Source organism: Pseudomonas brassicacearum, from assembly GCF_003732265.1.
Classification (GTDB): Bacteria; Pseudomonadota; Gammaproteobacteria; order Pseudomonadales; family Pseudomonadaceae; genus Aquipseudomonas; species Aquipseudomonas brassicacearum_D.
This window is the reverse complement of sequence record NZ_MOBK01000006.1, coordinates 756,036-781,904: the sequence shown is the minus strand read 5'-3', so window position 1 is coordinate 781,904 and position 25,869 is coordinate 756,036. Positions and strand designations below refer to the sequence as shown.

The 25,869-nt window shown below is 59.0% G+C and carries 24 protein-coding genes and 4 tRNA genes; 13 read left to right on the top strand and 15 right to left on the bottom strand.

Annotated features, from left to right (window positions below):
• The first annotated feature begins 94 nt into the window (after positions 1-94).
• Genes BK660_RS16480 through BK660_RS16460 form a run of 5 tightly spaced genes read left to right on the top strand, consistent with a single transcriptional unit; the run spans position 95 to position 4,204 of the window.
• A complete protein-coding gene (locus BK660_RS16480) occupies positions 95-901 on the top strand; it encodes an alkaline phosphatase family protein (RefSeq protein ID WP_123434145.1) in 807 nt (268 codons plus the stop codon).
• Positions 898-1,743, top strand: a complete 846-nt coding sequence (locus BK660_RS16475) for an ABC transporter permease (protein ID WP_027922475.1) — start codon at positions 898-900, stop codon at positions 1,741-1,743. The genes BK660_RS16480 and BK660_RS16475 overlap by 4 nt, the downstream gene beginning before the upstream one ends.
• The gene (locus BK660_RS16470) at positions 1,730-2,530 is read left to right on the top strand and encodes an ABC transporter permease (RefSeq protein ID WP_123434144.1); all 801 of its coding nucleotides are present in this window, start codon (positions 1,730-1,732) and stop codon (positions 2,528-2,530) included. The genes BK660_RS16475 and BK660_RS16470 overlap by 14 nt, the downstream gene beginning before the upstream one ends.
• Positions 2,527-3,516: an ABC transporter ATP-binding protein gene (locus tag BK660_RS16465; protein WP_123434143.1), complete on the top strand. Its 990-nt coding sequence runs from the start codon at positions 2,527-2,529 to the stop codon at positions 3,514-3,516. The genes BK660_RS16470 and BK660_RS16465 overlap by 4 nt, the downstream gene beginning before the upstream one ends.
• Positions 3,517-3,550: 34 nt before the next feature.
• A complete protein-coding gene (locus BK660_RS16460; RefSeq protein ID WP_123434142.1) occupies positions 3,551-4,204 on the top strand; it encodes an HAD family hydrolase in 654 nt (217 codons plus the stop codon).
• A 111-nt stretch (positions 4,205-4,315) separates the two neighbouring features.
• On the opposite strand, the gene BK660_RS16455 is transcribed toward BK660_RS16460, so the two are convergent.
• On the bottom strand, positions 4,316-5,278 hold the full coding sequence (locus BK660_RS16455) for a zinc-binding dehydrogenase (protein ID WP_123434141.1): 963 nt from the start codon (positions 5,276-5,278) through the stop codon (positions 4,316-4,318).
• 139 nt (positions 5,279-5,417) lie between these two features.
• Here BK660_RS16455 and BK660_RS16450 point away from each other — a divergent pair, with 139 nt between their 5' ends.
• Positions 5,418-7,499, top strand: a complete 2,082-nt coding sequence (locus tag BK660_RS16450; protein WP_185045134.1) for a carboxy terminal-processing peptidase — start codon at positions 5,418-5,420, stop codon at positions 7,497-7,499.
• Between the two features lie 146 nt (positions 7,500-7,645).
• A complete protein-coding gene (locus BK660_RS16445; protein WP_123434139.1) occupies positions 7,646-9,436 on the top strand; it encodes a bifunctional diguanylate cyclase/phosphodiesterase in 1,791 nt (596 codons plus the stop codon).
• Positions 9,437-9,574: 138 nt separating this feature from the next.
• On the opposite strand, the gene BK660_RS16435 is transcribed toward BK660_RS16445, so the two are convergent.
• The 5 genes from BK660_RS16435 to BK660_RS16415 form a co-directional block, all read right to left on the bottom strand.
• Positions 9,575-9,982, bottom strand: coding sequence for an SEL1-like repeat protein (locus BK660_RS16435; protein WP_123434137.1), 408 nt, complete (start codon positions 9,980-9,982; stop codon positions 9,575-9,577).
• Positions 9,983-10,354, bottom strand: coding sequence for a hypothetical protein (locus tag BK660_RS16430; protein WP_007898892.1), 372 nt, complete (start codon positions 10,352-10,354; stop codon positions 9,983-9,985). It lies immediately after the preceding gene.
• Positions 10,351-10,692 (bottom strand): helix-turn-helix domain-containing protein, encoded by a 342-nt coding sequence (locus BK660_RS16425; RefSeq protein ID WP_123434622.1) that lies wholly within the window; start codon positions 10,690-10,692, stop codon positions 10,351-10,353. The genes BK660_RS16430 and BK660_RS16425 overlap by 4 nt, the downstream gene beginning before the upstream one ends.
• Before the next feature lie 104 nt (positions 10,693-10,796).
• On the bottom strand, positions 10,797-11,261 hold the full coding sequence (locus tag BK660_RS16420; protein ID WP_123434136.1) for a YkvA family protein: 465 nt from the start codon (positions 11,259-11,261) through the stop codon (positions 10,797-10,799).
• Positions 11,262-11,554: 293 nt separating this feature from the next.
• Entirely contained in the window at positions 11,555-12,268 is a 714-nt protein-coding gene (locus BK660_RS16415) for a BamJ family beta-barrel-assembly machinery protein (RefSeq protein ID WP_027922465.1), read from the bottom strand.
• A 269-nt stretch (positions 12,269-12,537) separates the two neighbouring features.
• On the opposite strand from BK660_RS16415, the gene BK660_RS16410 reads away from it, so the two are divergent.
• Both BK660_RS16410 and BK660_RS16405 read left to right on the top strand, forming a co-directional pair.
• Positions 12,538-14,346, top strand: coding sequence for a di-heme-cytochrome C peroxidase (locus BK660_RS16410; protein ID WP_123434621.1), 1,809 nt, complete (start codon positions 12,538-12,540; stop codon positions 14,344-14,346).
• Positions 14,343-15,485 (top strand): catalase family protein, encoded by a 1,143-nt coding sequence (locus BK660_RS16405; protein WP_123434135.1) that lies wholly within the window; start codon positions 14,343-14,345, stop codon positions 15,483-15,485. The genes BK660_RS16410 and BK660_RS16405 overlap by 4 nt, the downstream gene beginning before the upstream one ends.
• Here the strand turns inward: BK660_RS16405 and BK660_RS16400 are convergent.
• From BK660_RS16400 to BK660_RS16380, 5 genes are all read right to left on the bottom strand, one after another.
• On the bottom strand, positions 15,482-16,801 hold the full coding sequence (locus BK660_RS16400; protein WP_123434134.1) for a hypothetical protein: 1,320 nt from the start codon (positions 16,799-16,801) through the stop codon (positions 15,482-15,484). The two genes, BK660_RS16405 and BK660_RS16400, sit on opposite strands and share 4 nt — an antisense overlap.
• 198 nt (positions 16,802-16,999) lie before the next feature.
• Positions 17,000-17,076 (bottom strand) — tRNA-Asp (locus BK660_RS16395).
• A gap of 18 nt (positions 17,077-17,094) precedes the next feature.
• Positions 17,095-17,170, bottom strand: a tRNA-Val gene (locus BK660_RS16390).
• Between the two features lie 199 nt (positions 17,171-17,369).
• Positions 17,370-17,446 (bottom strand) — tRNA-Asp (locus tag BK660_RS16385).
• Between the two features lie 19 nt (positions 17,447-17,465).
• A tRNA-Val gene (locus tag BK660_RS16380) sits at positions 17,466-17,541 on the bottom strand.
• Between the two features lie 161 nt (positions 17,542-17,702).
• Between BK660_RS16380 and rdgC the strand changes: the two genes are divergently transcribed.
• The 3 genes from rdgC to sugE all read left to right on the top strand — a co-directional run bounded on the left by rdgC (position 17,703) and on the right by sugE (position 20,168).
• The gene (gene rdgC, locus BK660_RS16375) at positions 17,703-18,623 is read left to right on the top strand and encodes a recombination-associated protein RdgC (protein ID WP_123434133.1); all 921 of its coding nucleotides are present in this window, start codon (positions 17,703-17,705) and stop codon (positions 18,621-18,623) included.
• A gap of 145 nt (positions 18,624-18,768) precedes the next feature.
• Complete coding sequence (locus tag BK660_RS16370) at positions 18,769-19,734, top strand: bile acid:sodium symporter family protein (RefSeq protein WP_123434132.1); 966 nt, start codon at positions 18,769-18,771, stop codon at positions 19,732-19,734.
• A gap of 119 nt (positions 19,735-19,853) precedes the next feature.
• Positions 19,854-20,168, top strand: a complete 315-nt coding sequence (gene sugE, locus BK660_RS16365) for a quaternary ammonium compound efflux SMR transporter SugE (protein ID WP_123434131.1) — start codon at positions 19,854-19,856, stop codon at positions 20,166-20,168.
• 107 nt (positions 20,169-20,275) lie between these two features.
• Here the strand turns inward: sugE and BK660_RS16360 are convergent, their stop codons facing one another.
• From BK660_RS16360 to BK660_RS16345, 4 genes are all read right to left on the bottom strand, one after another.
• Complete coding sequence (locus tag BK660_RS16360; protein ID WP_123434130.1) at positions 20,276-22,150, bottom strand: MFS transporter; 1,875 nt, start codon at positions 22,148-22,150, stop codon at positions 20,276-20,278.
• 98 nt (positions 22,151-22,248) lie between these two features.
• Positions 22,249-23,400 carry a TDT family transporter gene (locus BK660_RS16355; protein WP_123434129.1) on the bottom strand — a complete coding sequence of 384 codons (1,152 nt, stop codon included), beginning with the start codon at positions 23,398-23,400 and terminating at the stop codon, positions 22,249-22,251.
• A gap of 105 nt (positions 23,401-23,505) precedes the next feature.
• A complete protein-coding gene (locus BK660_RS16350) occupies positions 23,506-23,817 on the bottom strand; it encodes a cupin domain-containing protein (RefSeq protein ID WP_123434128.1) in 312 nt (103 codons plus the stop codon).
• 42 nt (positions 23,818-23,859) lie between these two features.
• The gene (locus tag BK660_RS16345) at positions 23,860-25,053 is read right to left on the bottom strand and encodes an MFS transporter (RefSeq protein WP_123434127.1); all 1,194 of its coding nucleotides are present in this window, start codon (positions 25,051-25,053) and stop codon (positions 23,860-23,862) included.
• Between the two features lie 154 nt (positions 25,054-25,207).
• On the opposite strand from BK660_RS16345, the gene BK660_RS16340 reads away from it, so the two are divergent.
• Positions 25,208-25,744 (top strand): TetR/AcrR family transcriptional regulator, encoded by a 537-nt coding sequence (locus tag BK660_RS16340; protein ID WP_123434126.1) that lies wholly within the window; start codon positions 25,208-25,210, stop codon positions 25,742-25,744.
• Positions 25,745-25,869 lie beyond the last annotated feature (125 nt).

Sequence of the window (25,869 nt, the reverse complement as noted above, 5' to 3'; positions counted from 1 at the left end):
AATGTGAAACCGCTTTCGCGAGCAAGCCCGCTCCCACACTGGACCGTGTGAAGTCTGAGTTTTTTGAATTCCTGTTCGCGGAGTTTTTGCCCCTATGAAGCACAACGTCATCCTTGTCGTGCTCGACGGCCTCAATTACGAGGTCGCGCGCCATACCATGGGGCACCTGCAGGCCTACGTCGGCGCAGGACGCGCGGCACTCTACAAGCTTGAGTGCGAACTGCCGTCCCTGTCCCGCCCGCTGTACGAATGCATCCTCACCGGCGTTCCGCCCATCGAGAGCGGCATCGTTCACAACAACGTCTCGCGCCTGTCCAATCAGCGCAGCATTTATCACTACGCCACGGACGCCGGCCTGAAAACCGCTGCGGCGGCGTATCACTGGGTCAGCGAGCTGTACAACCGTTCGCCGTTCGTGGCCGCCCGGGATCGTCACACCGACGATGAAGCCCTGCCGATCCAGCACGGGCACTTCTACTGGAACGACCACTACCCGGATTCCCACCTGTTCGCCGACGCCGAAAGCCTGCGCTTGCGGCATGCGCCGAATTTTCTGTTGATCCACCCGATGAACATCGACGACGCCGGGCACAAGCACGGTCTCGACACCCCGCAATACCGCAACAGTGCGCGCTCGGCCGACATTATCCTCGCCGATTACCTGCGCAACTGGCTCGACGCCGGCTATCAAGTCCTGGTAACCGCCGACCACGGCATGAACAACGACCGCTCCCACAATGGCCTGTTGCCGGAAGAACGTGAGGTGCCGTTATTTGTTCTCGGTGACGCGTTCAGTTTCAACGCCAGCGCCGCGCCGAAACAGACTGAAATCTGCGGCACGGTCTGCGAACTGCTGGGCGTGGCCCACGACAAACCTGTGTGCCGGGAGCTGCTCAAGTGAATGCCAATACCCGTAGCAAGTGGCTGGCAGCCTTGTGCCTCGTACCGTTCGCCCTGTTCTTTATCGTGTTCGAAATCGCCCCGCTGGTCTGGGTGATGATCAACAGCCTGCAATCGGAAGAGTTCGGCTGGGGGTTGGCCAACTTCACCAAAATCTTCAATTCGAAGTTCTACTTGCAGGCGATCCAGTACAGCCTCGAGATCAGTTTCTGGTCCAGCGTATTCGGGATCATCATCGCGGTGCTCGGCGCTTACTCCTTGCGCCGGGTCGACTCGAAACTGCGCAACTTCGTCAACGCCTTCGCCAACATGACCAGCAACTTCGCCGGCGTGCCCCTGGCCTTCGCGTTCATCATCCTGCTGGGCTTCAACGGCAGCTTCACCATCATGCTCAAGCAGGCCGGGATCATTCAGGATTTCAACCTGTACTCGAAGACCGGGCTGATCATTCTCTATACGTACTTCCAGATTCCGCTTGGCGTGTTGCTGCTCTACCCCGCCTTCGACGCCCTGCGCGAAGACTGGCGCGAGTCCGCCGAACTGCTCGGCGCCAACGGCTGGCAGTTCTGGCGACACATCGGTTTGCCGGTGCTGACGCCAGCACTGCTCGGTACGTTCGTGATCCTGCTGGCCAACGCCCTCGGCGCCTACGCGACGGTGTATGCGTTGACCACCGGCAACTTCAACGTGCTGCCGATTCGCATCGCGGCGATGGTGTCCGGTGATATTTCCCTCGACCCGAACCTCGCCAGTGCCCTGGCGGTGGTGCTGGTGGCGTTGATGACCCTGGTGACCATCGTGCATCAGCTGCTGTTGAAGAGGAGCTACCATGTCTCGCGCTGAACTGGGCCCCACCGGTGTCTACCACCGCGTTGTGGTGTACCTGCTGTTTGCCATTCTGTTGTTGCCGCTGTTCGGGACGTTGATCTACTCGATTGCCAGCAGTTGGTCAGCGACCATCCTGCCCAGCGGTTTTACCTTCAAGTGGTACATCCAGCTGTGGAGCGATCCGCGTTTTCTCAATGCGTTTGGCCAGTCGCTGCTGGTCTGCGTCGGCGCATTGATTTTGTCGGTGGTGCTGATTCTGCCGCTGTTGTTCGTGGTGCATTACCACTTCCCGAAACTCGACGCGCTGATGAACATCCTGATCCTGCTGCCCTTCGCGGTACCGCCGGTGGTGTCGTCGGTGGGGCTGTTGCAGCTCTACGGTTCCGGACCATTCGCGATGGTCGGCACGCCGTGGATTCTGATTGGTTGCTACTTCACCATTGCGCTACCGTTCATGTACCGGGCCATCACCAACAACCTGCAAGCGATCAACCTGCGCGACCTGATGGACGCCGCCCAACTGCTCGGCGCCAGCACCTTTCAAGCCGCGTTCCTGGTGGTGCTGCCGAACCTGCGCAAGGGCTTGATGGTGGCGCTGCTGCTGTCGTTCTCGTTCCTGTTCGGGGAGTTCGTGTTCGCCAACATCCTCGTCGGCACCCGCTACGAAACCCTGCAGGTCTACCTCAACAACATGCGTAACAGCAGCGGCCACTTCACCAGTGCGCTGGTGATTTCCTATTTCTTCTTTGTGCTGGTTCTGACCTGGGCGGCCAATATCTTGAACAAGGACAAAAGCGAATGAGCTATGTCAGCGTCCAACATCTTCAAAAAAATTACGCGGGCACCACGGTGTTCAGCGACATCAACTGCGAGATCCAGAAGGGCGAGTTCGTCACCCTGCTCGGTCCTTCCGGTTGCGGTAAATCCACGCTGCTGCGCTGCATCGCCGGCCTGACCTCGGTCGATGGCGGCAAGATCCTGCTGGATGGCCAGGACCTCGTGCCGCTGAGCCCGCAGAAACGCGGGATCGGCATGGTGTTCCAGAGCTACGCGCTGTTCCCGAACATGACCGTGGAACAAAACGTCGCCTTCGGTTTGCGGATGCAGAAGGTCAACACCGACGACAGCCAGAAGCGCGTTGCCGAGGTGCTGAAACTGGTGGAGTTGAATGACTTCGCCGCACGTTTCCCCCATCAACTGTCGGGCGGTCAGTGCCAGCGTGTCGCCCTCGCCCGCTCCTTGGTGACCCGGCCACGCCTGTTGTTGCTGGACGAACCGTTGTCGGCCCTGGATGCACGGATCCGCAAGCACCTGCGCGAACAGATCCGTCAGATCCAGCGCGAACTGGGACTGACCACGATCTTCGTCACACACGACCAGGAAGAAGCGCTGACCATGTCTGACCGGATTTTCCTGATGAATCAGGGAAAGATCGTACAGAGTGGCGACGCCGAAACCCTGTACACCGCGCCAGTCGACGTGTTTGCCGCAGGCTTCATCGGCAACTACAACCTGCTGGACGCCGACAGCGCTTCGAAGCTGCTGCAACGACCGATCAGCCACCGCATCGCGATTCGCCCGGAAGCCATCGAACTGAGCCTCAACGGCCAACTCGACGCGCAAATCCGCAGCCACAGCCTGTTGGGCAACGTGATTCGCTACCGGGTCGAAGCCCGCGGCGTGGAATTGGTGGTGGATGTGCTCAACCGCTCGGCGGCCGACCTGCATCCCGATGGTCAGCGTCTGGCGCTTTCCATCGATCCGACGGCCCTCTGTGAGGTAGCCTGATGCCTTTGCTGATGTTGAAGAGAGAACTGCACTGATGGCCCTGGCAATTTTTGATCTGGACGAAACCCTGATCCACGGCGACTGCGCCACCCTCTGGAGCGAGCAAATGGGCCGCCTGGGCTGGGTCGACCCTGAGTCGTTCATGCGTCAGAACAACGAACTGATGGACGCCTACAGTCACGGCAAGCTGCGGATGGAGGACTACATGACCTTCAGCCTGGAGCCGATGATCGGCAGGACACCTGAAGAGGTCGATCATCTGGTCGGCCCGTGGGTTGAAGATTTCATTGAGCCGATCATCTTCAGCGACGCCACCAAAGCCATCGCCGCCCACCGCAAGGCCGGCGACCGGATCCTGGTGATCTCGGCGTCCGGCACGCACCTGGTGCGACCGATTGCCGAACGGCTGGGCATCGACGAGATTCTCGGTATCGAACTGGAAGTGGCGCACGGGGTGTACAGCGGCCACACCGTCGGCACCCTGACCTACCGCGAAGGCAAGATCATCCGTCTGCTGGAATGGCTGGATGCGGAAGAGGAAAATCTCGAAGGCGCGAGTTTTTATTCCGACTCACGTAACGATTTGCCGTTGTTGCTGAAGGTGGATTTCCCACACGTGGTAAACCCGGATCCGGTGCTGCTTGAGCATGCCGAAAAAGCCGGCTGGCCGATCCATCTCTGGAAGTAACACTCCCCTTGTGGGAGCGGGCTTGCTCGCGAAAGCGGATTCACATTCAACTTTTATGTTGAATGACACTCCGCATTCGCGAGCAAGCCCGCTCCCACAGGTTTTGTATTCTCAGGTCAGAGTTTCGTCGATCACCAACACCAATTTCCCCGCCACGGTATTGCTCGCCAACTCGGCAAACGCCGCTTCGGCATCCTTGATCGGGAACGTTCTGGCCAACTGCGGGCTCAGTCGCCCCTCGGCAAACAGCGGCCAGACATGCTGGCTCAAATCACTGAACAAATCCGCCTTGAACTGATCGTCGCGACTGCGCAGGGTTGAACCCAGGAGTTGCACGCGCTTGGCTAGCACCTGCGCGAGGTCCAGCTGCGCCTCACGGCCGCCCATCAGGCCGATCAGCACCCATCGACCATCAAGGGCCAGCAGCTTCAGGTTCAACGCAGCGTAGTTGCCGCCCACCGGGTCGAGGATCACATCGAACGGCCCAAGGTCATTCAAACTGTCCAGATCGCCCTTGCGCACCACCCCACCCTGCGCCCCCAGTGCTTCACAGTAAGCCAAGCGCTCGGCGGAACCGACGCTGACCCAGCACGGGTTGCCAAACGCCTTGCACAGCTGAATGGCAGCTGAACCAATTCCACTTGCTCCGGCGTGCAGAAGAACTTTCTCACCCGGTTTGAGCGCAGCGAGTTGAAACACATTCAGCCAGACGGTCGCATACACTTCCGGCAGCGCGGCCGCCTCGATCAGCGACAAACCTTCGGGAACCGGCAACACATGCCGTCCGTCGACAACTACCTCTTCGGCCATCCCGCCCCCGGCCAGCAAGGCGCAAACCCGATCGCCGACCTGCCATGAAGACCCCGCGCCCACCTCGCTGATCACCCCTGAACACTCAAGACCCAGCACGTGACTGGCTCCGGGCGGGGGTGGATAGAGGCCCGCTTTCTGTAATAAATCGGCGCGATTGAGCCCCGCTGCCGCCACTCGGATACGAACTTGTCCTACATCACATGTAGGACTGGGCTCTTCAAGCCACTCCACTTGACCTTCAACGCCTTGCAATGCTTTCACAGTGCCTCCATAGTGAGTCTGGACTGAGCCCGTAGCTGTAGCGCCGGGCTTTCTTGCATTATGCGACCGGCCCTTGTGGATCCGGCGACTTCAAAGACGGCCTAATATGCGTGATCAATTGTCCCCGCGTCGAATCAGCATGAAGCATTTTTTCCCTGGCACCGCCCTAGCCCTTTTCATCGGTATCGGTCTGTTACCGATATCGACCAATACGTTTGCAGCCAATAGCTGGGACAAGCTTCAGCCTGATCGTGACGAAGTAATCGCCAGTCTGAACGTCGTCGAATTGCTCAAGCGCCATCACTACAGCAAGCCGCCGCTCGATGACGCGCGCTCCGTGATCATCTACGACAGCTACCTCAAGCTGCTGGACCCGTCGCGCAGCTATTTCATGGCCAGCGACATCGCGGAATTCGACAAGTGGAAAACCCAGTTTGACGACTTCCTCAAAAGCGGCGACCTGAACGCCGGGTTCACCATCTACAAGCGCTACCTGGACCGCGTCAAGGCGCGTCTGGACTTCGCCCTTGCCGAGTTGAACAAAGGCGTCGACAAGATCGACTTCACCACCAAGGAAACCTTGCTGATCGATCGCAAGGACGCCCCTTGGCTCAAATCCACCGCTGAACTCGACGACCTGTGGCGCAAACGCGTCAAGGACGAAGTGCTGCGGCAGAAGATTGCGGGCAAGGATTCCAAGCAGATCCAGGAAACCCTGACCAAGCGCTACAAGAACCAGTTGGCACGCCTGGACCAGACCCGTGCGGAAGATATCTTCCAGGCGTACATCAACACCTTCGCCATGTCCTACGACCCGCACACCAACTATCTGTCACCGGATAACGCGGAAAACTTCGACATCAACATGAGCCTGTCCCTGGAGGGCATCGGCGCCGTGTTGCAGAGCGATAACGACCAGGTGAAAGTCGTGCGTCTGGTGCCGGCTGGCCCGGCCGACAAGACCAAAATGGTTGCCCCTGCCGACAAGATCATCGGCGTTGCCCAAGGCAACAAAGAGATGGTCGACGTGGTCGGCTGGCGCCTGGACGAAGTGGTCAAGCTGATCCGCGGTCCGAAAGGAACCGTGGTGCGTCTGGAAGTGATTCCGGCCAGCAATGCGCCAAACGACCAGACCACCAAGATCGTGCCGATCACCCGCGAAGCAGTGAAGCTTGAAGATCAGGCCGTGAAGAAGTCGGTCCTCAACCTGAAACAGGATGGCAAGGACTACAAGCTCGGCGTTATCGAGATCCCGGCCTTCTACCTCGACTTCAAGGCGTTTCGTGCCGGCGATCCGGACTACAAGAGCACCACGCGTGACGTCAAGAAACTGCTGACCGAGTTGCAGAAAGACAAGGTCGACGGCGTAGTCATCGACCTGCGTAACAACGGCGGCGGCTCCTTGCAGGAAGCCACCGAGCTGACCAGTCTGTTCATCGACAAGGGCCCGACCGTTCTCGTGCGTAACGCCGATGGCCGGGTTGATGTGCTGGAAGATGAAAACCCGGGCGCGTTCTACAAAGGCCCGATGGCGTTGCTGGTCAACCGCCTGTCCGCCTCGGCTTCGGAGATTTTCGCCGGCGCCATGCAGGACTACCACCGTGCGTTGATCATCGGCGGCCAGACCTTCGGTAAAGGCACCGTGCAGACCATTCAGCCGCTGAACCATGGCGAACTGAAACTGACCCTGGCCAAGTTCTACCGGGTTTCCGGCCAGAGCACCCAGCATCAGGGCGTACTGCCGGACATCGATTACCCGTCGATCATCGACACCAAGGAAATCGGCGAAAGCGCCCTGCCTGAAGCCATGCCATGGGACACCATCCATGCGGCGATCAAGCCGGCCGTTGACCCGTTCAAGCCGTACCTGACTCAGCTCAAGTCCGAGCACGACACACGCTCGGCGAAAGACGCGGAGTTCGTGTTTATCCGCGACAAACTGGCCCTTGCGCAGAAGCTGATGGAAGAAAAAACCGTCAGCCTCAACGAAGCGGAACGTCGTGCCCAACACTCCGATATCGAAGCCAAGCAACTGGCCATGGAAAACATCCGTCGCAAGGCCAAAGGTGAAGAGCCGCTCAAAGAGCTGAAGAAAGAAGACGAAGACGCCATCGCGGCCGAGCCGGACAAGACCAAGCCAGAAGACGACGCTTACCTGAGTGAAACCGGTCGGATTCTGCTGGACTATCTGAAACTCAACACCGCGGTTGCCAAGCACTAAGTGGTCACACGCAACATGATGGCAATTTAATGCTGACGCTCCCCGGAGCGTCATCAAACAGTCATCATTCTGTCGTGAAATAAGGGACTGGGAGCACCTCTGACAAGAGACTGCTCCCAGTCCTTTTTTATCGCCCCGAGATTGCCATGACCACGACCGAACAGCTGAGTGCCTTGAGTTCCATACTGGCTCAAAGCGGCTTGCACAGCCTGTTCCAGCCGATCATTTCCCTCTCCGAGCGACGCATTGTCGGTTATGAAGCCCTCACCCGCGGCCCGTCAAACAGCCCGTTGCACTCCCCTGTCGCATTGTTCTCCGTTGCCCGCCAGGCCGGTCGCTTGAGCGAGCTGGAAATTGCTTGCCGCGAAAGCGCTTGCCGCCGTTTCAACGAACAGCAACTGCCGGGCAAACTGTTCCTCAACGTCTCTCCGGAATCCCTGCTCGAAGCGGCCCATCAACCCGGCCGCACCCTGCAACTGCTGCAGGATTTCGGTATTCCGCCGAGCCAGGTGGTAATCGAACTCACCGAACAAACCCCGACCGACGACTTCCAGTTGCTGCAAAACGCGCTGCATCACTATCGGGCAATGGGGTTTTCCATTGCGCTGGATGATCTGGGCGCGGGGTATTCCAGCTTGCGGTTGTGGTCGGAGTTGCGCCCGGATTACGTGAAGATCGATCGTCACTTCATCGACGGTATTCACCAGGACGCACTCAAGCGCGAGTTTGTCGGTTCGATCCTGCAGATCGCCAAAGCTTCACGGGCGCAAGTGATTGCCGAAGGCATTGAGTTGCAGGAGGAACTCGCGGTACTGACCGAGATGGGCGTTGATCTGGTTCAGGGCTATCTGCTGTGCCGTCCTCAGGAGCATCCACCCCGGGATGCTCGCACCCTGATGCCCAAACACGAGGGTACCGCCGTAGCGCTGAATGACGAAGGTAGCGACCTCGGCCCCCTGCTCAACGACCAACCGGCGGTTGCGCACGACACACCGACCGCCACCGTGCTCGAAGCGTTCCGCCGCCAGGCCAACCTGAACTCCCTGGCGGTGCTCGACAATCAAGGCCAGCCCTGCGGCATCGTTCACCGGCATTCGCTGTCGGACGCGCTGCTCAAGCCGTTTGCCACCGACCTGTTCGCCCGCAAACCGATCAGCCGCTTGATGAACGACGACTTTCTCGCCGTAGAAATGAGCCAGTCGCTGCAACAGGTCAGCCGCCTGATCACCAGCCGCGCGCGCCAACGCATTGAAGAAGACTTCATCATCACCCTCAACGGCAGCTATCTGGGGCTGGGTCGGGTGATTGATGTCCTCAAGCTGATTACCGAGCTGAAAATCCAGCAGGCCCGCTACGCCAACCCGTTGACCCTGTTGCCCGGCAATGTACCGATCCAGCAATGCCTGACACGTTTGCTGCAACAGGAACGGGAGTCGGTGATCTGTTATGTCGACATCGACAGCTTCAAACCCTTCAACGACATCTACGGCTACGGCCGTGGGGATGAGGTCCTGCTCTGTCTGGCGCAGTGCCTGAACGATCGCGTCGACCCGTCCCGCGACTTCGTCGGCCATATTGGCGGCGACGACTTCCTGCTGGTGCTCGGCCCGGAAGACTGGCGCAAACGTTTGAACCAGTTGCTGGACGATTTCCACAGTCAATGCCGACGGTTCTACCGCAGCGAACACCTGGAAGCCGGGTGCTTTATCGCGCCGAACCGTCAGGGTGTGCGACAGGAGTTTGCATTGTTGTCATTGTCGATCGGCGTGGTGCATTTGCATCCACAGGCCTGTGGACAACTCGATGCGAGCCAGTTGGCGGAGATGGCATCGCAGGCTAAACACCATGCGAAGAATGTGCAGGGGTATAGCGTGCATGTGATTGATAGTTTGGTGGTGTCTGGGAAAGAGGATGCATTGCTGGAGGGGCAGCGCTGAATTGTCGGACGCCTTCGCGAGCAAGCCCGCTCCCACATTTAACCGAGCTCTCCCAGAGGTACGCGGTCGAATGTGGGAGCGGGCTTGCTCGCGAAGGCGTCAGCGCAAACAACACAATTCTCAAACGTTGAAACCCGCCTACTGCCCATCACCCCGAGCCGCCAACTCTTTCAACTTGAGTTCAGCCAACGGATGCCCGGCCTTGGCGGCCATGCCCCACCAGCGCGCAGCTTCAGCCGGATCTGGCGCCTTGCTCGGTGTCCCTGCCAGACTGATCACCCCAACCTGATACGCCGCCTTGCCATCCCCCGCCAACGCCGCCAGGCGCAGCAATCGCACGCCCTCCTCGCGAGCCCCAAGGCCGACGCCGCGAAAGGTCAGGATGTGGCCATAGAAACTCTGGGCGCCAACGTCACCCAGGTTCGCCATGCGGGCGAACTGGCCTTCGAGCCAGCTCCAGCCTCGCGGTTGGCGCACGAACCATGACCAGTGAAACAACCGGCGGGCCAGCCAGTAACCGGCCCGGGCCTTGAGTTTTAAAAACACTCAGGCCTCGGCCGATTCGGGGTATTCGTATTCGAACACACGCACCACTTCCGAAGCATGCCAGGACGCGGCGGCGACACCGTCCGACGGCCCGGAGAAACGCCCCAGCCGCTCGACACATTCGAAGAAACCGGTGCGCGGCAGACGGCTGGCGCCTTGGCTGATCACCAGAGAGCTGCGCAGCGGTTGCTCGGCCCTGGCATCCAGCGCGGCCAGATGTTCGAGCGCAGCGGTCAGGGTTTGCATGGCCGGCGTGGGCAATTGCAAACGCTCCAGCAACGCTCGATAGGTCAGAAGATGGCGCTGACGACGCGCCTGATCCAGCTCACCCAGCAACCCGTCCCAATGTTGACGACTGATGCGTACGCTCACGATTCATCCCTCCACCCTGGCACCGTCAATTCCCAGGCCAGGCTGCGGCGAATCGCAGCGTCGGGTCGACGCTCGCCACTTTCGATCAAGGCCAGATAAGACGGGCTGATGCCTACCGTGCGGGCGAGCGCCTCGATGGCGATGCCCTTCCCTTCGCGCAAACTGCGTAGTTGATCCAGCCCCGGAAGAATCTGGTCTGGTGTTGCCGTGCGATTCACTGGCGCGTCTGGCGCCGGTTGCTCGTTGATGCCTGCTGCTTTCAGTAGAGCCTGGTACTGAGCCCACGGTAAAACTGCATACTCGGGCTCGCCTTCGCGTGTGATTATCTGAATATCCATGACTTCCCCGTAGGACAACGACACTTTGCGAGTCGGCGCTTTTCCCTAGAAGTGTAATCCTAACAGCGGCCAAGGTCGCGCGGGGGTATCAATAAATTGGATCCTCAGTCGCTGCGTTTTTTTGAGGGGCCCTGGAGCTGAAGTTTCTCCGGGGTATCGGGCAGGCGTTCGACCACCGCCAGCTTCTCCGGCACCTGACGTTTGCGCCAGGCGCGAAAGGCATTGAGTTCGTCGTCGAGGACTTTCATCAGCCAGGCCAGGACGGCGATGTCATCGAGCATGCCGAACACCGGAATGAAATCCGGGATGGCATCCACCGGGCTGAGGAAGTACATCAGGCCGGCGACCACCGAGACCAACGCCTTCGGGCTGACGGCACGGTATTCTCCACGCCAGTAGGCCAGGCACAGCGCCTGCAACAGGCGCAGATCGTCTTTGACCTTGCCCAGGCGATTGCCCTGGCTGGCACCTTTGCTGGCCACGGCGAACAGCAGCGTCGGCAAGCGCCCGCGCGCGAGCAGGCGCCCGGCGAGGGGCAAGAATCGAGCGAAATTCCAGGGTGCTTTCATCATTCCTCCCACTGAAATGTTATCCACACAAATTGTGGATAACCTTGTGAACAGAGCTGCTTTTCACCGCTGAAAGCCCCGTTTCATAAGGGTCCGGCTCAGATCGGGCGTTTTTTACTCACATAAAAAAACCCAAGATTTCATTGACTTGGCGCGCCGGCGCGGATAGCACGGGCGTCTTCAATGGCTATGACTCCAGCGTACAGCAACCGTTCGCTTTGTTTACCTGCGCTGAACTGCAGATGCAACAACGCCCCGCATAAGCGAGGCGTTGTTGTCAAAGCAGACGCTGATTACTTGGCGGCGTCTTCTTTGGCTGGATCTTTGATCCCCAGCAGTTCCAGGTCGAATACCAGCACCGAGTTGGCTGGAATCGCCGGGCTTGGGCTTTGGGCGCCGTAAGCCAGTTCGCTAGGGATGTACAGCTTGTACTTCTCACCAACGTGCATCAGTTGCAGGCCTTCGACCCAACCCGGAATCACACCGCTGACCGGCAGATCGATCGGGCTGCCGCGCTCCACGGAGCTGTCGAAGACGGTGCCGTTGGTCAGCTTGCCGGTGTAGTGAACAGTCACTACGTCGGTCGGCTTAGGCTGTGGACCATCGGCTTTCTTTTCCACTTCGTATTGCAAGCCCGAGGCGGTGGTCACTACGCCAGCTTTCTTGGCGTTTTCTTCGAGGAACTTCTTGCCGGCAGCTGCCGACTCTTCGCTCATCTTGGCCATACGCTCTTCCGCACGCTTCTGCAGTGCGGCGAAGGCTTCGACAAGCTCCTCGTCTTTGAGTTTCTGCTCTTTCTTGCCGACGGCATCTTCGATGCCCTGGGCTACGGCTTTGGAATCCAGGTCATCCATGCCTTCCTGAGCCAGGCTTTTGCCCATGTTCAGGCCAATGCCGTAGGAAGCTTTTTGCGCCGGAGTTTTCAGCTCTACACTGGTCTGCGAATCACAACCCGCAAGTACCAGGCTAACCAGGGCTACCGCCGCCGCCAACCGATGCTGTTTCATGCTATTTCCTTGTTCATGCGCCTAAAGGGCAATCGAGTAAAGCCGCGAGCTTATCAGGCGGCCACGACCAATGGCTACCGGCATGAGAGCTGGAAACTTCTGATAAGTTCAGGTGTTTTAACGCATTTCTGGATTGGCATCATGAAGCTTCTGTCATCTGGCACTTACAGCAGCTGATCCCGTATCCCACAACATCTGGCGTAATGGCCACTTGCCGCACCCCGGACCCTGAGGCATAAGAGAGCCACAACTCGACAAGGATGTTTATCTTGCGCCTCTTATTCCGCTTGCTGACGCTGGCCGCTGCGCTGTTTGCGCTGGGCCTGGCCGTGGTTCTGTACTACGTCGCCAACCCGAAACTGCCAACCTGGTCGCCCGCGCAACAGGTGCATTACCTGGAGCAATGGAGCGCTGAAGACCGCCAGACTTACTACTTCACGCCTCAGGGAACCCAGGTCAAAGGCTTGCGCTATGACTGGTTCAACGCTCTCGAACTGCCCTTCTCGCAGCAACGATTCGCTTCGCCCGAGTACCTCGCGCGCTTTGGCTTCCTGATCGATCCCGGGCAGAAAGCCATGCCAGATAACCCGGGGAGTTTGCCGGTAGGCTTTGCCCGTCACCAAAACCCCGGCAGTCAGGACGAGTTTCTCGACATCACCTGCGCCGCTTGCCACACCGGTGAGTTGCGTTTCAACGGCCAGGCGATCCGCATTGACGGCGGCTCGGCGCAGCATGTTTTGCCTTCCAGTGTGCCTACGTTGAAAGGTGGCAGTTTCGGACAAGCGATGGTTGCCAGTCTGACCTCGACTTACCTCAACCCGTGGAAATTCGAGCGCTTCGCCCGCAACGTGCTGGGCGAGGACTACGACGCCCGGCACCAACAATTGCGCGAAGACTTCAAAGCGTCCCTCGTTACCTTTGTGAAAGTCGCCTGGAACGATACCCATCGCGGACTCTACCCCACCGAGGAAGGACCGGGCCGTACCGACGCTTTCGGGCGTATCGCCAACGCCACGTTCGGCGATGCGATTTCAGCCGACAACTACCGCGTAGCCAATGCCCCGGTGGATTACCCGCAGCTATGGGACATGTGGACGTTCGATTGGGTGCAGTGGAACGGTTCGGCGCAACAACCGATGGCCCGCAACATCGGCGAATCCCTGGGTGTGGGCGCCACATTGGGTTTCTTCGATGCCAACGGCCAACCGCTAAAAGGTGACGGGCGCTATCCGTCGAGTGTGCGGTTACGCGACCTGCACCAGATAGAAGAAACCCTGCAACGGCTCAAACCACCCGCCTGGCCCGAAGAGCTGCTCGGCGCTGTCGACAAGCCGCTGGCAGCCAAAGGTCGCGAGTTGTTCAGCGAAAACTGCGCCGGTTGCCATTCACCGCGCGTTGTCGACAGCGACGAACGCTGGGTGCAACACCTGAAAATGCTGCCGGTGGACTTCATTGGCACCGACCCGGGCGCCGCCAACAACATTGCCGACCATCGCTTCGACCTCTCCGCCTTGCAATGGGACTTGGCAGAACTCAAGCAGCTGGACGTGCACTTACAGCCAACGCCCACTGAACCGCTGGATTTGCACCAGCTGTCATCGGCCAAGGGGCTCGCTTACATCACCGCTTTCGTCGGGAACCGCGCCTACCGTGACGCAAACATTCCTGCCGCTGAACAGCCCGCCATGAATGGCTTCGGCCTGCCGATTGGCGTGCGCGAGTTGCGCGCCTATAAGGCACGGCCATTGGCAGGTGTCTGGGCCACGGCGCCGTTTCTGCACAACGGTTCGGTACCGAGCATTTTCCAGCTGCTCTCACCTCAAGATGAACGCGCAACGACCTTCTATAAAGGTACGTTCGAGTACGACCCGCAACATCTTGGCTATCGCACCGAGGCCTTCACCAATGGCTTTGTGTTCGACACGCGCATCACCGGCAATCACAACAGCGGTCACGAATTCCGCGCAGGCCAGCGCGGCAACGGCGTGATTGGCCGCTTGTTGCAACCGCAGGAGCGCTGGGCGCTGCTGGAATACCTGAAAGTATTGGGCGGCCCGTTGGAGGCGCAATTGCCATGAGCAGACTCTGGATGCGCTTTGGCGCGTTTCTCGGCAAGACGCTTCTGTGGTTGATCGGCCTTGGTGTGTTCGGTTACGCGCTGGCCATGGCGTGGTTCGCCTGGCAGCACAGCGGACCTGTTTCAGCGCAAGAGGTGATACCGGATGGCGAAGCCGCCATGACGCAGGACGTCATTCAGACCGCGGTACGCATCGTCGATCAACACCGGGAAAGCACGCGCTACCTGCGCGATGCGCATGCCAAGGCCCATGGCTGCGTGAAGGCCGTAGTTCAAGTGCTGCCGGACCTGACCGCGGAACTGCGCCAAGGGGTGTTCAGCGAGCCCGGCAAAACCTGGCAAGCGACCATGCGCCTGTCCAATGGCAACGCGTATCCGCAGTTCGACAGCATTCGAGACGCCCGGGGCATGGCAATCAAATTGCTCGATGTGCCCGGCAAACAACTGCTTGCCGATCAACAGCCGCGTGGCGAACAGGACTTTGTGATGTTCAGCCATCCGAATTTCTTCGTCAGCGATGTCGCCGAGTACCGTCAGAATGTGGCGGCCCAGGCTGATGGCAAAAAGCTGATGGCGTTTTTTCCGGGCTGGGACCCACGGACCTGGCAGGTTCGGCACCTGTTTATCGCCTTGGCCACCCTGTCCCCCGCCCCGGAAAGTCCGACGAAGACCACTTACTTTTCGGTTTCGCCCTACAAGTTTGGTGAAGCCAATGCCAAATTCCGCGTGATGCCGGACCCGGACAGCTGCCCGGTCTACACCCTGCCCGCGCAGAACCAGAAGTTGCCAAACTTCCTGCGTAATGCACTGAACCAGCAATTGTCGACCGACCGGGTGCCGGCTTGTTTCGTCCTGCAGATTCAGCGCCAGGACCCAAACCAGTACATGCCCATCGAAGACACCAGCATCGAATGGAGTGAAAACGCAGCGCCGTTCCAGACCGTGGCGCGAATCAAAGTACCCGCGCAAGATTTCGACACGCCGGCATTGAATATCCAATGCGACAACCAGTCGTTCAATCCCTGGTTTGGTCTTGAAGCTCATCGACCGATTGGCGGTATCAACCGCCTGCGCAAAGCCGTGTACGAAGCGGTGAGCGACTACCGACACAGCCGCAACGATGAGTCGACATCGCGCTAACCCATGGTTGACGGTGACACCCGTCCTTTCGGCCAGGTGCTGCTGGAGTAAAGGACGCTCAAGGTTCCGGCGGCAGCGACCAAATCGATAAACGCCTGTGAAAGCACTCCGTCAGCGCTTTGGGAATGCAGTTGCGCCATCAGCCGCACAACCTTTTCCGAATCAGGCTTGGCAAAACGCAACACCGCCCCATCCGGCGCACATAGGAACAAGCGATGATGAGGCGCAACGTGCATTCGGCTCAAGCCGACTCGCAGGTCTTTGACAGAAAAGAAATTTTTGCTTCGCTCGAGTTGCGTGGAGGGTTCGCCATGGGAGATCGGGCTCATCGAGTGGTAGAACCCATGAACGCGAAACCCTGCCGGGAGCCCGAAATTTCCATGTCGGTCCCTGGGAAAGAGAACCTGCCTGTCGAATGTGGCGTAGTCGCTCCGCACCGGGGCGGTGACGACAAAAAAATCCTCTGTCGTATGCTTGAGAACGATGCCGACATGCTGCTGCGCGGGCGAAAGCGCCAGCATTTGCTCATGAAGATAACGCCCTACTTCGCTGGCATCCTGGAGGATGGGCCCACAGACCGGCATCATTTCGACGGGTGGGTTTTGCTGCAGGATGTCCCTCCTCCAGCTGGCTTTGACCCTCCCCCTTCGCCTCCAAAGATTGCCGGACACCACGGTCGTCACAACGCCCGCTGCCACCGCCAGCAAAATCAGAATGCTGCTGGGTATTCCACCTGCGTCATAAAGGCTCTCGAACGTTTGAAGCCTGCCATCGGGCGTTCTCCCAAACCGGGGCGACAATTCCTGCTCGAACGCTGAATCCGTCGAGGTGTAGCAGATCAGCGCACCGTCACTGAGCGACAGGTAACACCTGGAATATTTTCGGCGCCAGGTCATCACTTCAAACAAGTCAGCCACCGAAAAAAACAGCTGGCGCTGCCCCCACTCCACAAGGCTTTCATCGATGCCTTTAATTTTTCCGGAATGGGGAAACAAGCGCGCCTCAAGGGTATATCCACTCGGACTTATCCATTCATCCTTTGAATTCTTCGTGATGGTTAACAGGATATCCAGGGTGTTTTGCGCATCGGCATTTTCATCGGCAGGCGTCGTCTCTTGGGCGCAATAGAAACGCCCGTCCTCGCTCTTGAGGACAAACCCGGTGAATTCGGTACCTGGGAGACGTTTGAATGACTCGTGCAAAAAGGTTGCCGCGTCATCACAGGTGATGAAACCCGGATTCAGCACAGGATTCGGACTGGAGTCCGCATCGGTAGAGGGTGATGGAACAACAACTTCAGAAGGAATGGAGCTCATGCTTTCTTTCTCGGTAGGCACTCCATGACGGTCATGGAAACGAGTGCCTATTGTCCGAAAGCAGCGTGCCTGTCTGGCACTACATAGTTATATACAGCGCCAGCCGCGCGGAATGACTAAACGCCAGACAGCAAAAAGCCCGCATTAAGCGGGCTTTCTGTGTGGTACCTGGCGTTCAGCGTTCCAGGTGACCGAATATGGCGCAGCGGACGGGACTCGAACCCGCGACCCCCGGCGTGACAGGCCGGTATTCTAACCGACTGAACTACCGCTGCGCGTAGCGTTGAAAGTAATGGTGGGTGATGACGGGATCGAACCGCCGACATTCTGCTTGTAAGGCAGACGCTCTCCCAGCTGAGCTAATCACCCTTTACCTTCGTTGCGGGGCACATTATGCCACAGGTTTTCGTAAAGTGTTGATTTAATTGAATAATTTTTCAAATAAATCAGAAAACCGGTGAAACGATGCAACCTGCAGGAACAACGGACAATCTACAGACAGAAAAAAACCCGCGTTAGCGGGCTTTTCCGTGGTGACCTGGCGTTCAGCGTTCCAGGTGACCGAATATGGCGCAGCGGACGGGACTCGAACCCGCGACCCCCGGCGTGACAGGCCGGTATTCTAACCGACTGAACTACCGCTGCGCGTAACACTGAATGCGAATGGTGGGTGATGACGGGATCGAACCGCCGACATTCTGCTTGTAAGGCAGACGCTCTCCCAGCTGAGCTAATCACCCTTCACGTTCGGTGTGGCGCGCATTCTACGGAGCGACCTCACCTCTGGCAAGCACTTTTTTAAATAATTTTCTCAGGCCTTCCAAAGGCTTAGCGAAGGGTTGGCCTATGGCGCCGCTAAGAGAATAATGCCCCCCTTTGTATATAAGGAGAGACTTACCCCATGTGGTTCAAAAACCTGCTTATCTATCGCCTGACCCAAGATCTGCCTGTTGATGCCGAGGCGTTGGAAACTGCACTGGCCACCAAACTGGCGCGTCCATGTGCAAGCCAGGAGTTGACCACCTACGGTTTCGTCGCGCCATTCGGTAAAGGCGAAGATGCGCCGCTGGTCCATGTCAGCGGCGACTTCCTGCTGATTTCTGCGCGTAAAGAAGAACGCATCCTGCCGGGCAGCGTCGTGCGCGACGCCGTAAAGGAAAAGGTCGACGAGATCGAAGCCGAGCAGATGCGCAAGGTCTATAAGAAGGAACGCGACCAGATCAAGGATGAAATCATCCAGGCGTTCCTGCCACGGGCCTTTATTCGTCGCTCGTCGACGTTTGCCGCCATCGCGCCGAAACAGGGTCTGATCCTGGTCAACTCGGCCAGCCCGAAACGTGCCGAAGACCTGCTGTCCACCCTGCGTGAAGTGATCGGCACCCTGCCGGTACGTCCACTGACCGTAAAAATGTCGCCGACCGCCACCATGACCGAATGGGTCACCACCCAGAAAGCCGCGCACGACTTCTTCGTGCTGGACGAATGCGAACTGCGTGATACCCACGAAGACGGCGGCATCGTGCGTTGCAAGCGTCAGGACCTGACCAGCGAAGAAATCCAGTTGCACCTGAGCACCGGCAAAGTGGTCACTCAGCTGTCGCTGGCCTGGCAAGACAAGCTGTCTTTCGTCCTCGACGACAAGATGGTGGTCAAGCGCCTGAAGTTCGAAGACCTGCTGCAGGATCAAGCGGAACAGGACGGCGGTGAAGAGGCCCTGGGCCAACTGGACGCCAGCTTCACCCTGATGATGCTGACCTTCGGCGACTTCCTGCCGGCGCTGGTTGAAGCGTTGGGCGGTGAAGAGACTCCTCAAGGGATCTAAAGGTTGGTGATTACTAATGTGGGAGCGGGCTTGCTCGCGAAGGCGTCGTGACAGTCGACATTTATAGTGACTGATACATCGCTTTCGCGAGCAAGCCCGCTCCCACATTCGATTTGTGGTGTTAATTAATAATAAGGATCAGGCCATGCGCGCACTCGCTGCATTAAGCCGCTTTGTCGGCAACACCTTCGCTTACTGGGTACTGATTTTCGCGGTCGTGGCGTTCCTGCAACCGGCGTGGTTCATCGGCCTCAAAGGCGCGATCGTGCCGTTGCTGGGGCTGGTGATGTTCGGCATGGGCCTGACCCTCAAACTCGAAGACTTCGCCGAAGTCGCCCGCCATCCGTGGCGCGTGGCCCTTGGCGTGGTTGCACACTTCGTGATCATGCCCGGCATGGCGTGGTTGCTCTGCCAGGCGTTCCACCTGCCGCCGGAAATCGCCGTCGGCGTGATTCTGGTCGGTTGCTGCCCAAGCGGCACCTCGTCGAACGTCATGACCTGGCTGGCACGCGGCGATCTGGCCTTGTCGGTGGCCATCGCCGCCGTCACCACCCTCCTCGCCCCGCTGCTGACCCCGGCACTGATCTGGCTGCTGGCCTCGGCGTGGTTGCCAGTGTCCTTCATGGAGCTGTTCTGGTCGATTCTGCAAGTGGTGCTGTTGCCGATCATCCTCGGCGTGGTCGCGCAACGCGTGCTCGGCGCCAAGGTTCGCCACGCGGTAGAAGTGCTGCCACTGATTTCGGTGGTGAGCATCGTGATCATCGTCACCGCCGTTGTGGCAGCGAGCCAGGCGAAGATTGCCGAGTCCGGCCTGCTGATCATGGCCGTGGTCATGCTGCACAACAGCTTCGGTTATCTGCTGGGCTATTTCACCGGGCGCCTGTTCAAGCTGCCACTGGCCCAACGCAAATCACTGGCGCTGGAAGTCGGCATGCAGAACTCCGGGCTGGGGGCCGCGCTGGCCAGTGCCCACTTCTCGCCGCTGGCGGCGGTGCCAAGTGCCTTGTTCAGCGTGTGGCACAACATTTCCGGGGCACTGCTCTCGACGTATTTCCGTCGTATGAGCGAGAAAGAAGACCGGGAAATCGCTGCGCGACAGGCCGCCAAATAAGCCGAAAACTTGATCCCCGGATTAATGATGGGCACTCTATGGCGCAACGCGAGGACGACCTCGCGGCTCGATCGAGTCATTAATCTGGGGACGACCCCGTCTATCGATGGAGGTCTTTCATGTCCTGGATCATCCTGTTTTTCGCCGGCCTGTTCGAAGTCGGCTGGGCCGTTGGCCTGAAGTACACCGACGGTTTCAGCCGCCCCCTGCCCACCGCGTTGACCGTTGCAGCCATGGCCATCAGCCTTGGCTTGCTGGGCCTTGCGATGAAGGAATTGCCGTTGGGCACGGCGTATGCGATCTGGACGGGTGTGGGTGCGGTCGGCACGGTGATCGCCGGGGTCATTCTGTTTGGTGAGTCGATGGCGCTGTTTCGGCTGGCCAGTGTGGCGTTGATCATTGCCGGGCTGGTTGGGCTCAAGGTTAGCGCTTAGGCCACTACCGCTTTCGCGAGCAGGCTCGCTCCCACATATGATCTGTGTCGATCACAATTCCCCTGTGGGAGTGAGCCTGCTCGCGATGAGGCCAGCACATTCACCGACTATCTAACGGTGCCGCGCAACTCTCCAACCATCGCTTGCAACTTCGCCGGTTCCGCAGCCTCAACCGCCACGGCCGGCCCCGCCACCAACGTCACCCGGGACCACAACCGGCGAAACAACCCTTTGCCCGGATCGCGGCTGAAGAAACTCCCCCACAACCCCTGCAACGCCAGCGGAATCACCGGCACTGGTGTCTCTTCCAGAATCCGCTTCAGCCCACCCTTGAACTCATTGATCTCCCCGTCAGCCGTCAATTTGCCTTCCGGAAAGATGCACACCAACTCGCCATCCTTCAGATACTGCGCAATCCGCTTGAAGGCTCTTTCGTAGATTTGAATGTCTTCCTGACGCCCCGCAATCGGAATCGTCCCTGCCGTGCGAAAGATAAAGTTCAGCACCGGCAAGTTGTAGATTTTGTAGTACATCACAAAGCGAATCGGCCGACGCACCGCGCCGCCAATCAGCAGCGCATCGACAAAGGACACGTGATTGCACACCAGCAGCGCCGCGCCTTCATCGGGAATCAGGTCCAGATTGCGATGCTCCACGCGGTACATGGAATGGCTGAGCAGCCAGATCATGAAGCGCATGCTGAATTCGGGGACGATCTTGAAGATGTAGGCGTTGACGCCGATGTTCAGCAGCGAAACCACCAGGAACAACTGCGGAATCGACAGCTTGACCAGGCTCAACAGGATGATCGAGACAATCGCCGACACCACCATGAACAACGCGTTGAGAATGTTGTTGGCGGCAATCACCCGCGCCCGCTCGTTCTCGGCGGTGCGCGACTGGATCAGCGCATACAGCGGCACGATGTAGAAACCACCGAAGATCCCCAGGCCAAGGATGTCGATCAGCACCAGCCAGGTATGACCAAACCCAAGGATTTCAACCCAGCCATGGCCGGTTGCGCTGTCTGGAATTCCGCCGGAATGCCACCACAGCAGCAAGCCAAACACGGTCAGGCCAAACGAGCCGAACGGCACCAGGCCAATCTCGACTTTGCGCCCGGAGAGCTTTTCACAGAGCATCGAGCCGAGCGCGATCCCCACTGAGAACACCGTCAGAATCAGCGTCACCACGGTTTCGTCGCCGTGCATCCACTCTTTGGCATACGCCGGGATCTGCGTCAGGTAAATCGCCCCGACAAACCAGAACCACGAGTTGCCGACAATTGAACGCGACACCGCAGGGGTTTGCCCAAGGCCCAACTTCAGCGTGGCCCAGGACTGGCTGAAAATGTTCCAGTTCAGGCGCATTTCCGGTGAAGCGGCCGCCGCCCGCGGAATGCTGCGGCTGGCCAGGTAACCGAGCACGGCAACGCCGATGATCGCGCTGGAGACGATAGGCGCGTAGTGACTGGACGACATCATGATCCCGGCGCCGATGGTCCCGGCGAGAATCGCCAGGAAGGTGCCCATTTCCACCAATCCGTTACCGCCGACCAGCTCTTCTTCGCGCAGGGCCTGGGGCAGGATCGAGTATTTCACCGGCCCGAACAGCGCCGAATGCGTGCCCATGGCGAACAGCGCCACCAACATCAACGACAGATGATCAAAGACGAAACCCACCGCGCCGACCGCCATGATCGCGATTTCGCCGAGCTTGATCAGACGGATCAAGCGGTCCTTGGCGAACTTCTCGCCGAACTGCCCGGCCAGCGCCGAGAACAGAAAGAACGGCAGGATGAACAGCAGCGCACAGAGGTTGACGTAGATCGAGCGGTCACCGTCGATGGTCAGCTTGTACAGAATGGCGAGGATCAACGACTGCTTGAAGATGTTGTCGTTGAACGCCCCGAGGGACTGGGTCACGAAAAACGGCAGGAAGCGCCGGGTGCGGAGCAAGGTGAACTGTGAGGGGTGACTCATCTTCCATGTGTCCCTGATGTTAGGTAGCGAGTGGCGTGGATACGGTTATTGGAATGCCGAACGTCGATCCAGGCCACACATTACCTAATCTTTGCAGGTTATTTCTTTAATCCTGCAATGCACGGCGAGACGAACAGCTCACCGCGCCACGCGCCTTGCAACGTGCGCCGGGCAACGATCAGCCACATCACCGCCAACAACGCCACCAGCACGCAGCCAAAGACACTGAAAAACGTCAGGTTCAAGGTGCTGGCCAGTTTCAACGTCGCCAGCGAGTAGACGCCCAACGGGAAGGTAAACCCCCACCAGCCGAGGTTGAACGGGATGCCGGCGCGCAGGTAACGCAGGGTAATCAGCACCGCGATCAGCATCCACCACAAACCGAAACCCCACAGGGTGATCCCGGCCACAAGCCCCAGGCCGTTGGCGATTTCACCGATGCCCGGCAGACCGTTGGCAGCGAAGATGGCCGGCGCGTCCGCTCCCAGCAGCAACATGCCCAGCGCCCCGGTACCAATCGGACCCAGCGCCAGCCAGCTCGAAGCGGCCATGTTTTCGTGGGGCAATTTATGCAGCGCCATGCGCAGCAACAGGATGGTCAGAATGCTGAAGGCGACCGGCAGTGAAAACGCCCAGAGCACGTAACTCGTCACCAGCACCACCAGTTGCGAATGGGCATCCGTCAGGTGCGGCGCCAGCAGGCCACCGCTGGCCGCCGCGACTTCCGCAGCCACCACCGGCAACAACCAGACGGCAGTCATCTGGTCGATGCTGTGTTCCTGGCGGGTGAACATCATGTAGGGAATCAGCACACCACACGCCAGTGACATCGCCACATCCAGCCACCAGAGCATTTCGGCGATATGAATCACGCCATCGCCCCAGCGCGGCAGGCCGAACACAAGAAAACCGTTGATGATGGTCGCCAGCCCCATGGGAATGGTGCCGAAGAACATCGAGACCGTGGAATGGCCAAAAATCCGCCGCGCTTCGTCGAAGAACAGCACCCAGCGCGCGGTGTACACGGCGGTGAAGACGGCGAACAGGAAAATATTGAACAGCCATAACCCTTCGGCGAACGCGCGCAAACCGGGAATGGCGAGGGGCAATTGCGCCAGCGCCAGCGCGAGCACCCCGGTGCCCATGGTCGCGGCGAACCAGTTGGGCGTGAATTGACGGATGACTTCACGCGGGTGGTGCAAATGGCTGAACGGTTTGATACCGGTTTTGACGCTGTTAGGGCATGTCATGGCGAACTCCTGTCCTCTGGTGAGGTGGAGCCCATGGTAGAACTGAATCGAATATCTATATAACGGGTAATATCTCTATAACTTATCTGTTTCGCAGATATAGCTTCAGACACTGCCTTCCGATTCGATCACCAGAATCCGCGCCGCGCCCTGCGGATGCGCGACATGCTCGGTGCCGACCGAGGCATAAAAGATGTCGCCGACATCCAGCAGAGCCTGCTTCTCGATGCCCTCTTCGCGATAACGCATCTGCACCTGCCCATCCAGCACCACGAACACTTCCTGGCCATCGTTGACGTGCCATTTGTAAGGCTGATCGGTCCAGTGCAATCGGGTGGTGATGCCGTTCATGTTGGCAATGTCCAACGCGCCCCAGGCACGCTCAGCGGTGAAGGATTTGCTGCGAATGATCTTCATGGGGCAGTCCGTCGAGATGAATGGCGAAGCCAAGGCTAGCGATCAGCGCACATCAGCGCTACAGACTTTCAACGAGCGCTGACGCAGCAAGGCCAACAAAGCGCCAACGGAGAGCACGATCAACACGGCACCGTAGCCGTCGGTGGTCGTGACCAGGCCGAAGGTTCGCGTCAGATTCCCGGCCAGCAACGATGGCAAACAGAACGCCAGGTAACTGAGCACATAAAACGCCGACATCAGCCCCGCACGCTCATGGGGTAGCGCCAACGGCACCAGACTGCGCACGGCCCCCAGAAACCCGGCACCGAAGCCACAGCCGGCGACGAGCGTGCCGAGGAAAAACAATGGCAGGCTGGCGCTGTGTACCCCCAGTAAAACCAGGACGATACCGGTCGGCAGCAGACTTGCTCCTAACTGCAGCGCCAGAGCGGCGGGACGATTGCGCAAGGTAAAAATCATCAAGGCACCCGTTACCGTCAGCGCGGCGACGGTCGACCCGGCAATCAGATTCGAAGTGGAACCGGTGGCCGTGCGCACCAACGAGGGTGCCAGGGAGGCATAAAAACCGCCGAGCGCCCACGTCGCGGTGTTGAGCGGCAATACTCGCCATAAGGTCGAACGCGCCTGAACCGGCACATGCAAGGTCGGCCGCAGCGAAGCCCAAGCCCCCGGCTGACGCGATACACTTTCCGGCAAACGCCAGATATAGAGCGCCTGCAATGCAAACAGGCTGAGCAGCAGCCAATAAGTCAGGTGCAACGGCGCGGGTGCAAACTCTGCCAGCAAACCACAGCCCAACCCGCCCAGGGCCATGCCAAGCAACGGCGCAACGCTGTTGATCAACGGCCCCTGCTGGCGGTCGGTGTCCAGCAGCGTGGCGCTTAGCACGGCGGTCGCCATGCCGGTGGCAAACCCTTGCAGCACTCGGGCACTGATCAGCCACGCGACGCTGTCAGCGTTGATAAACAGCAACATCGCCAGAATATTCAGCACCACGGCGCTGAAAATAACCGGTTTGCGCCCTAGGTGATCCGACAGCGAACCGACCGTCAGCAGTGCAGCCAACAAGCTGAAGGCGTAGACGCCGAAAATCAGGGTCAGGGTCGCGGCCGAGAAGTGCATCTGCTCTTGGTACAAGCGATACAACGGCGTCGGCGCCGTAGAAGCCGCGAGAAAACTGAGTAAAGTGATCGCCAGAAACCACAGGCTTGCACGATTTGAACGAGAACTGGACATCGGCACACTCCGCAAAAGCTAACTTTTCGCTTTTGCGGAGTGTGCTACTGGCTGGCGCTTAAAGCAAATTCTTTGTGTTAAGGTCCGATGCATGGCTTTTAGAGCTGGGACTTTTGTCTTTACGGCATGTCTCGGCGAGAACAGGAAACAGGTAATGACAGGCCCCACTTTACGTCCCGGCGGCCGCAGTGCCCGGGTGCAGGAATCGATTCACAAGGCGGTGCGCGAATTGCTCGAAGAGCAGGACCGCGCCAGCGTGACCGTGCCGCAGATCGCTGCGCGTGCGGGGGTTACGCCGTCGACTATCTATCGGCGCTGGGGAGATTTGTCGGCGTTGTTGGCGGACGTCGCCCTCGCCCGCATGCAGCCGGAAACCGCATCGGCCGATACCGGCAGCCTGCGCGGTGACGTGCAGGCCTGGGCGGAACAGTATCTGGACGAGATGAGCTCCGAACCCGGCCGCAACATGCTGCGCGATGTGCAAGCGAGTCTCAAGCCGAGCTATTGCGCGACGATCATTGGCGGGCAGTTGCAGATGATTCTGGACCGTTATCCGAATGAGCCGAAACCGAGTGTCGATCGGCTGATCAATATGGTGGCGGCGCCTATCGTGTTTCGCATCCTGTTTTCCGAGGCGCCGTTGCAGGTTGAGGAGCTGCAGCGGTTGATCGGGATTGCGTTGAATCAGTGAGGCCGCCTTCGCGAGCAAGCCCGCTCCCACATTTGAACGAGTTGTCTGAACTTACTCGGTTAAATGTGGGAGCGGGCTTGCTCGCGAAGGGGCCCGAAAAAGCACCGATGATCACACTGACACAT

What these genes read in the sequence shown, in the direction of transcription:
- BK660_RS16480 (WP_123434145.1), top strand. Translation starts at nt 95, where the DNA reads ATGAAGCACAACGTCATCCTTGTCGTGCTCGACGGCCTCAATTACGAG.
- BK660_RS16470 (WP_123434144.1), top strand. Translation starts at nt 1,730, where the DNA reads ATGTCTCGCGCTGAACTGGGCCCCACCGGTGTCTACCACCGCGTTGTG.
- BK660_RS16465 (WP_123434143.1), top strand. Translation starts at nt 2,527, where the DNA reads ATGAGCTATGTCAGCGTCCAACATCTTCAAAAAAATTACGCGGGCACC.
- BK660_RS16460 (WP_123434142.1), top strand. Translation starts at nt 3,551, where the DNA reads ATGGCCCTGGCAATTTTTGATCTGGACGAAACCCTGATCCACGGCGAC.
- BK660_RS16450 (WP_185045134.1), top strand. Translation starts at nt 5,418, where the DNA reads ATGAAGCATTTTTTCCCTGGCACCGCCCTAGCCCTTTTCATCGGTATC.
- BK660_RS16445 (WP_123434139.1), top strand. Translation starts at nt 7,646, where the DNA reads ATGACCACGACCGAACAGCTGAGTGCCTTGAGTTCCATACTGGCTCAA.
- BK660_RS16425 (WP_123434622.1), bottom strand. Translation starts at nt 10,692, where the DNA reads ATGGATATTCAGATAATCACACGCGAAGGCGAGCCCGAGTATGCAGTT.
- BK660_RS16420 (WP_123434136.1), bottom strand. Translation starts at nt 11,261, where the DNA reads ATGAAAGCACCCTGGAATTTCGCTCGATTCTTGCCCCTCGCCGGGCGC.
- BK660_RS16415 (WP_027922465.1), bottom strand. Translation starts at nt 12,268, where the DNA reads ATGAAACAGCATCGGTTGGCGGCGGCGGTAGCCCTGGTTAGCCTGGTA.
- BK660_RS16405 (WP_123434135.1), top strand. Translation starts at nt 14,343, where the DNA reads ATGAGCAGACTCTGGATGCGCTTTGGCGCGTTTCTCGGCAAGACGCTT.
- BK660_RS16400 (WP_123434134.1), bottom strand. Translation starts at nt 16,801, where the DNA reads ATGAGCTCCATTCCTTCTGAAGTTGTTGTTCCATCACCCTCTACCGAT.
- rdgC (WP_123434133.1), top strand. Translation starts at nt 17,703, where the DNA reads ATGTGGTTCAAAAACCTGCTTATCTATCGCCTGACCCAAGATCTGCCT.
- BK660_RS16370 (WP_123434132.1), top strand. Translation starts at nt 18,769, where the DNA reads ATGCGCGCACTCGCTGCATTAAGCCGCTTTGTCGGCAACACCTTCGCT.
- sugE (WP_123434131.1), top strand. Translation starts at nt 19,854, where the DNA reads ATGTCCTGGATCATCCTGTTTTTCGCCGGCCTGTTCGAAGTCGGCTGG.
- BK660_RS16360 (WP_123434130.1), bottom strand. Translation starts at nt 22,150, where the DNA reads ATGAGTCACCCCTCACAGTTCACCTTGCTCCGCACCCGGCGCTTCCTG.
- BK660_RS16355 (WP_123434129.1), bottom strand. Translation starts at nt 23,400, where the DNA reads ATGACATGCCCTAACAGCGTCAAAACCGGTATCAAACCGTTCAGCCAT.
- BK660_RS16350 (WP_123434128.1), bottom strand. Translation starts at nt 23,817, where the DNA reads ATGAAGATCATTCGCAGCAAATCCTTCACCGCTGAGCGTGCCTGGGGC.
- BK660_RS16345 (WP_123434127.1), bottom strand. Translation starts at nt 25,053, where the DNA reads ATGTCCAGTTCTCGTTCAAATCGTGCAAGCCTGTGGTTTCTGGCGATC.
- BK660_RS16340 (WP_123434126.1), top strand. Translation starts at nt 25,208, where the DNA reads ATGACAGGCCCCACTTTACGTCCCGGCGGCCGCAGTGCCCGGGTGCAG.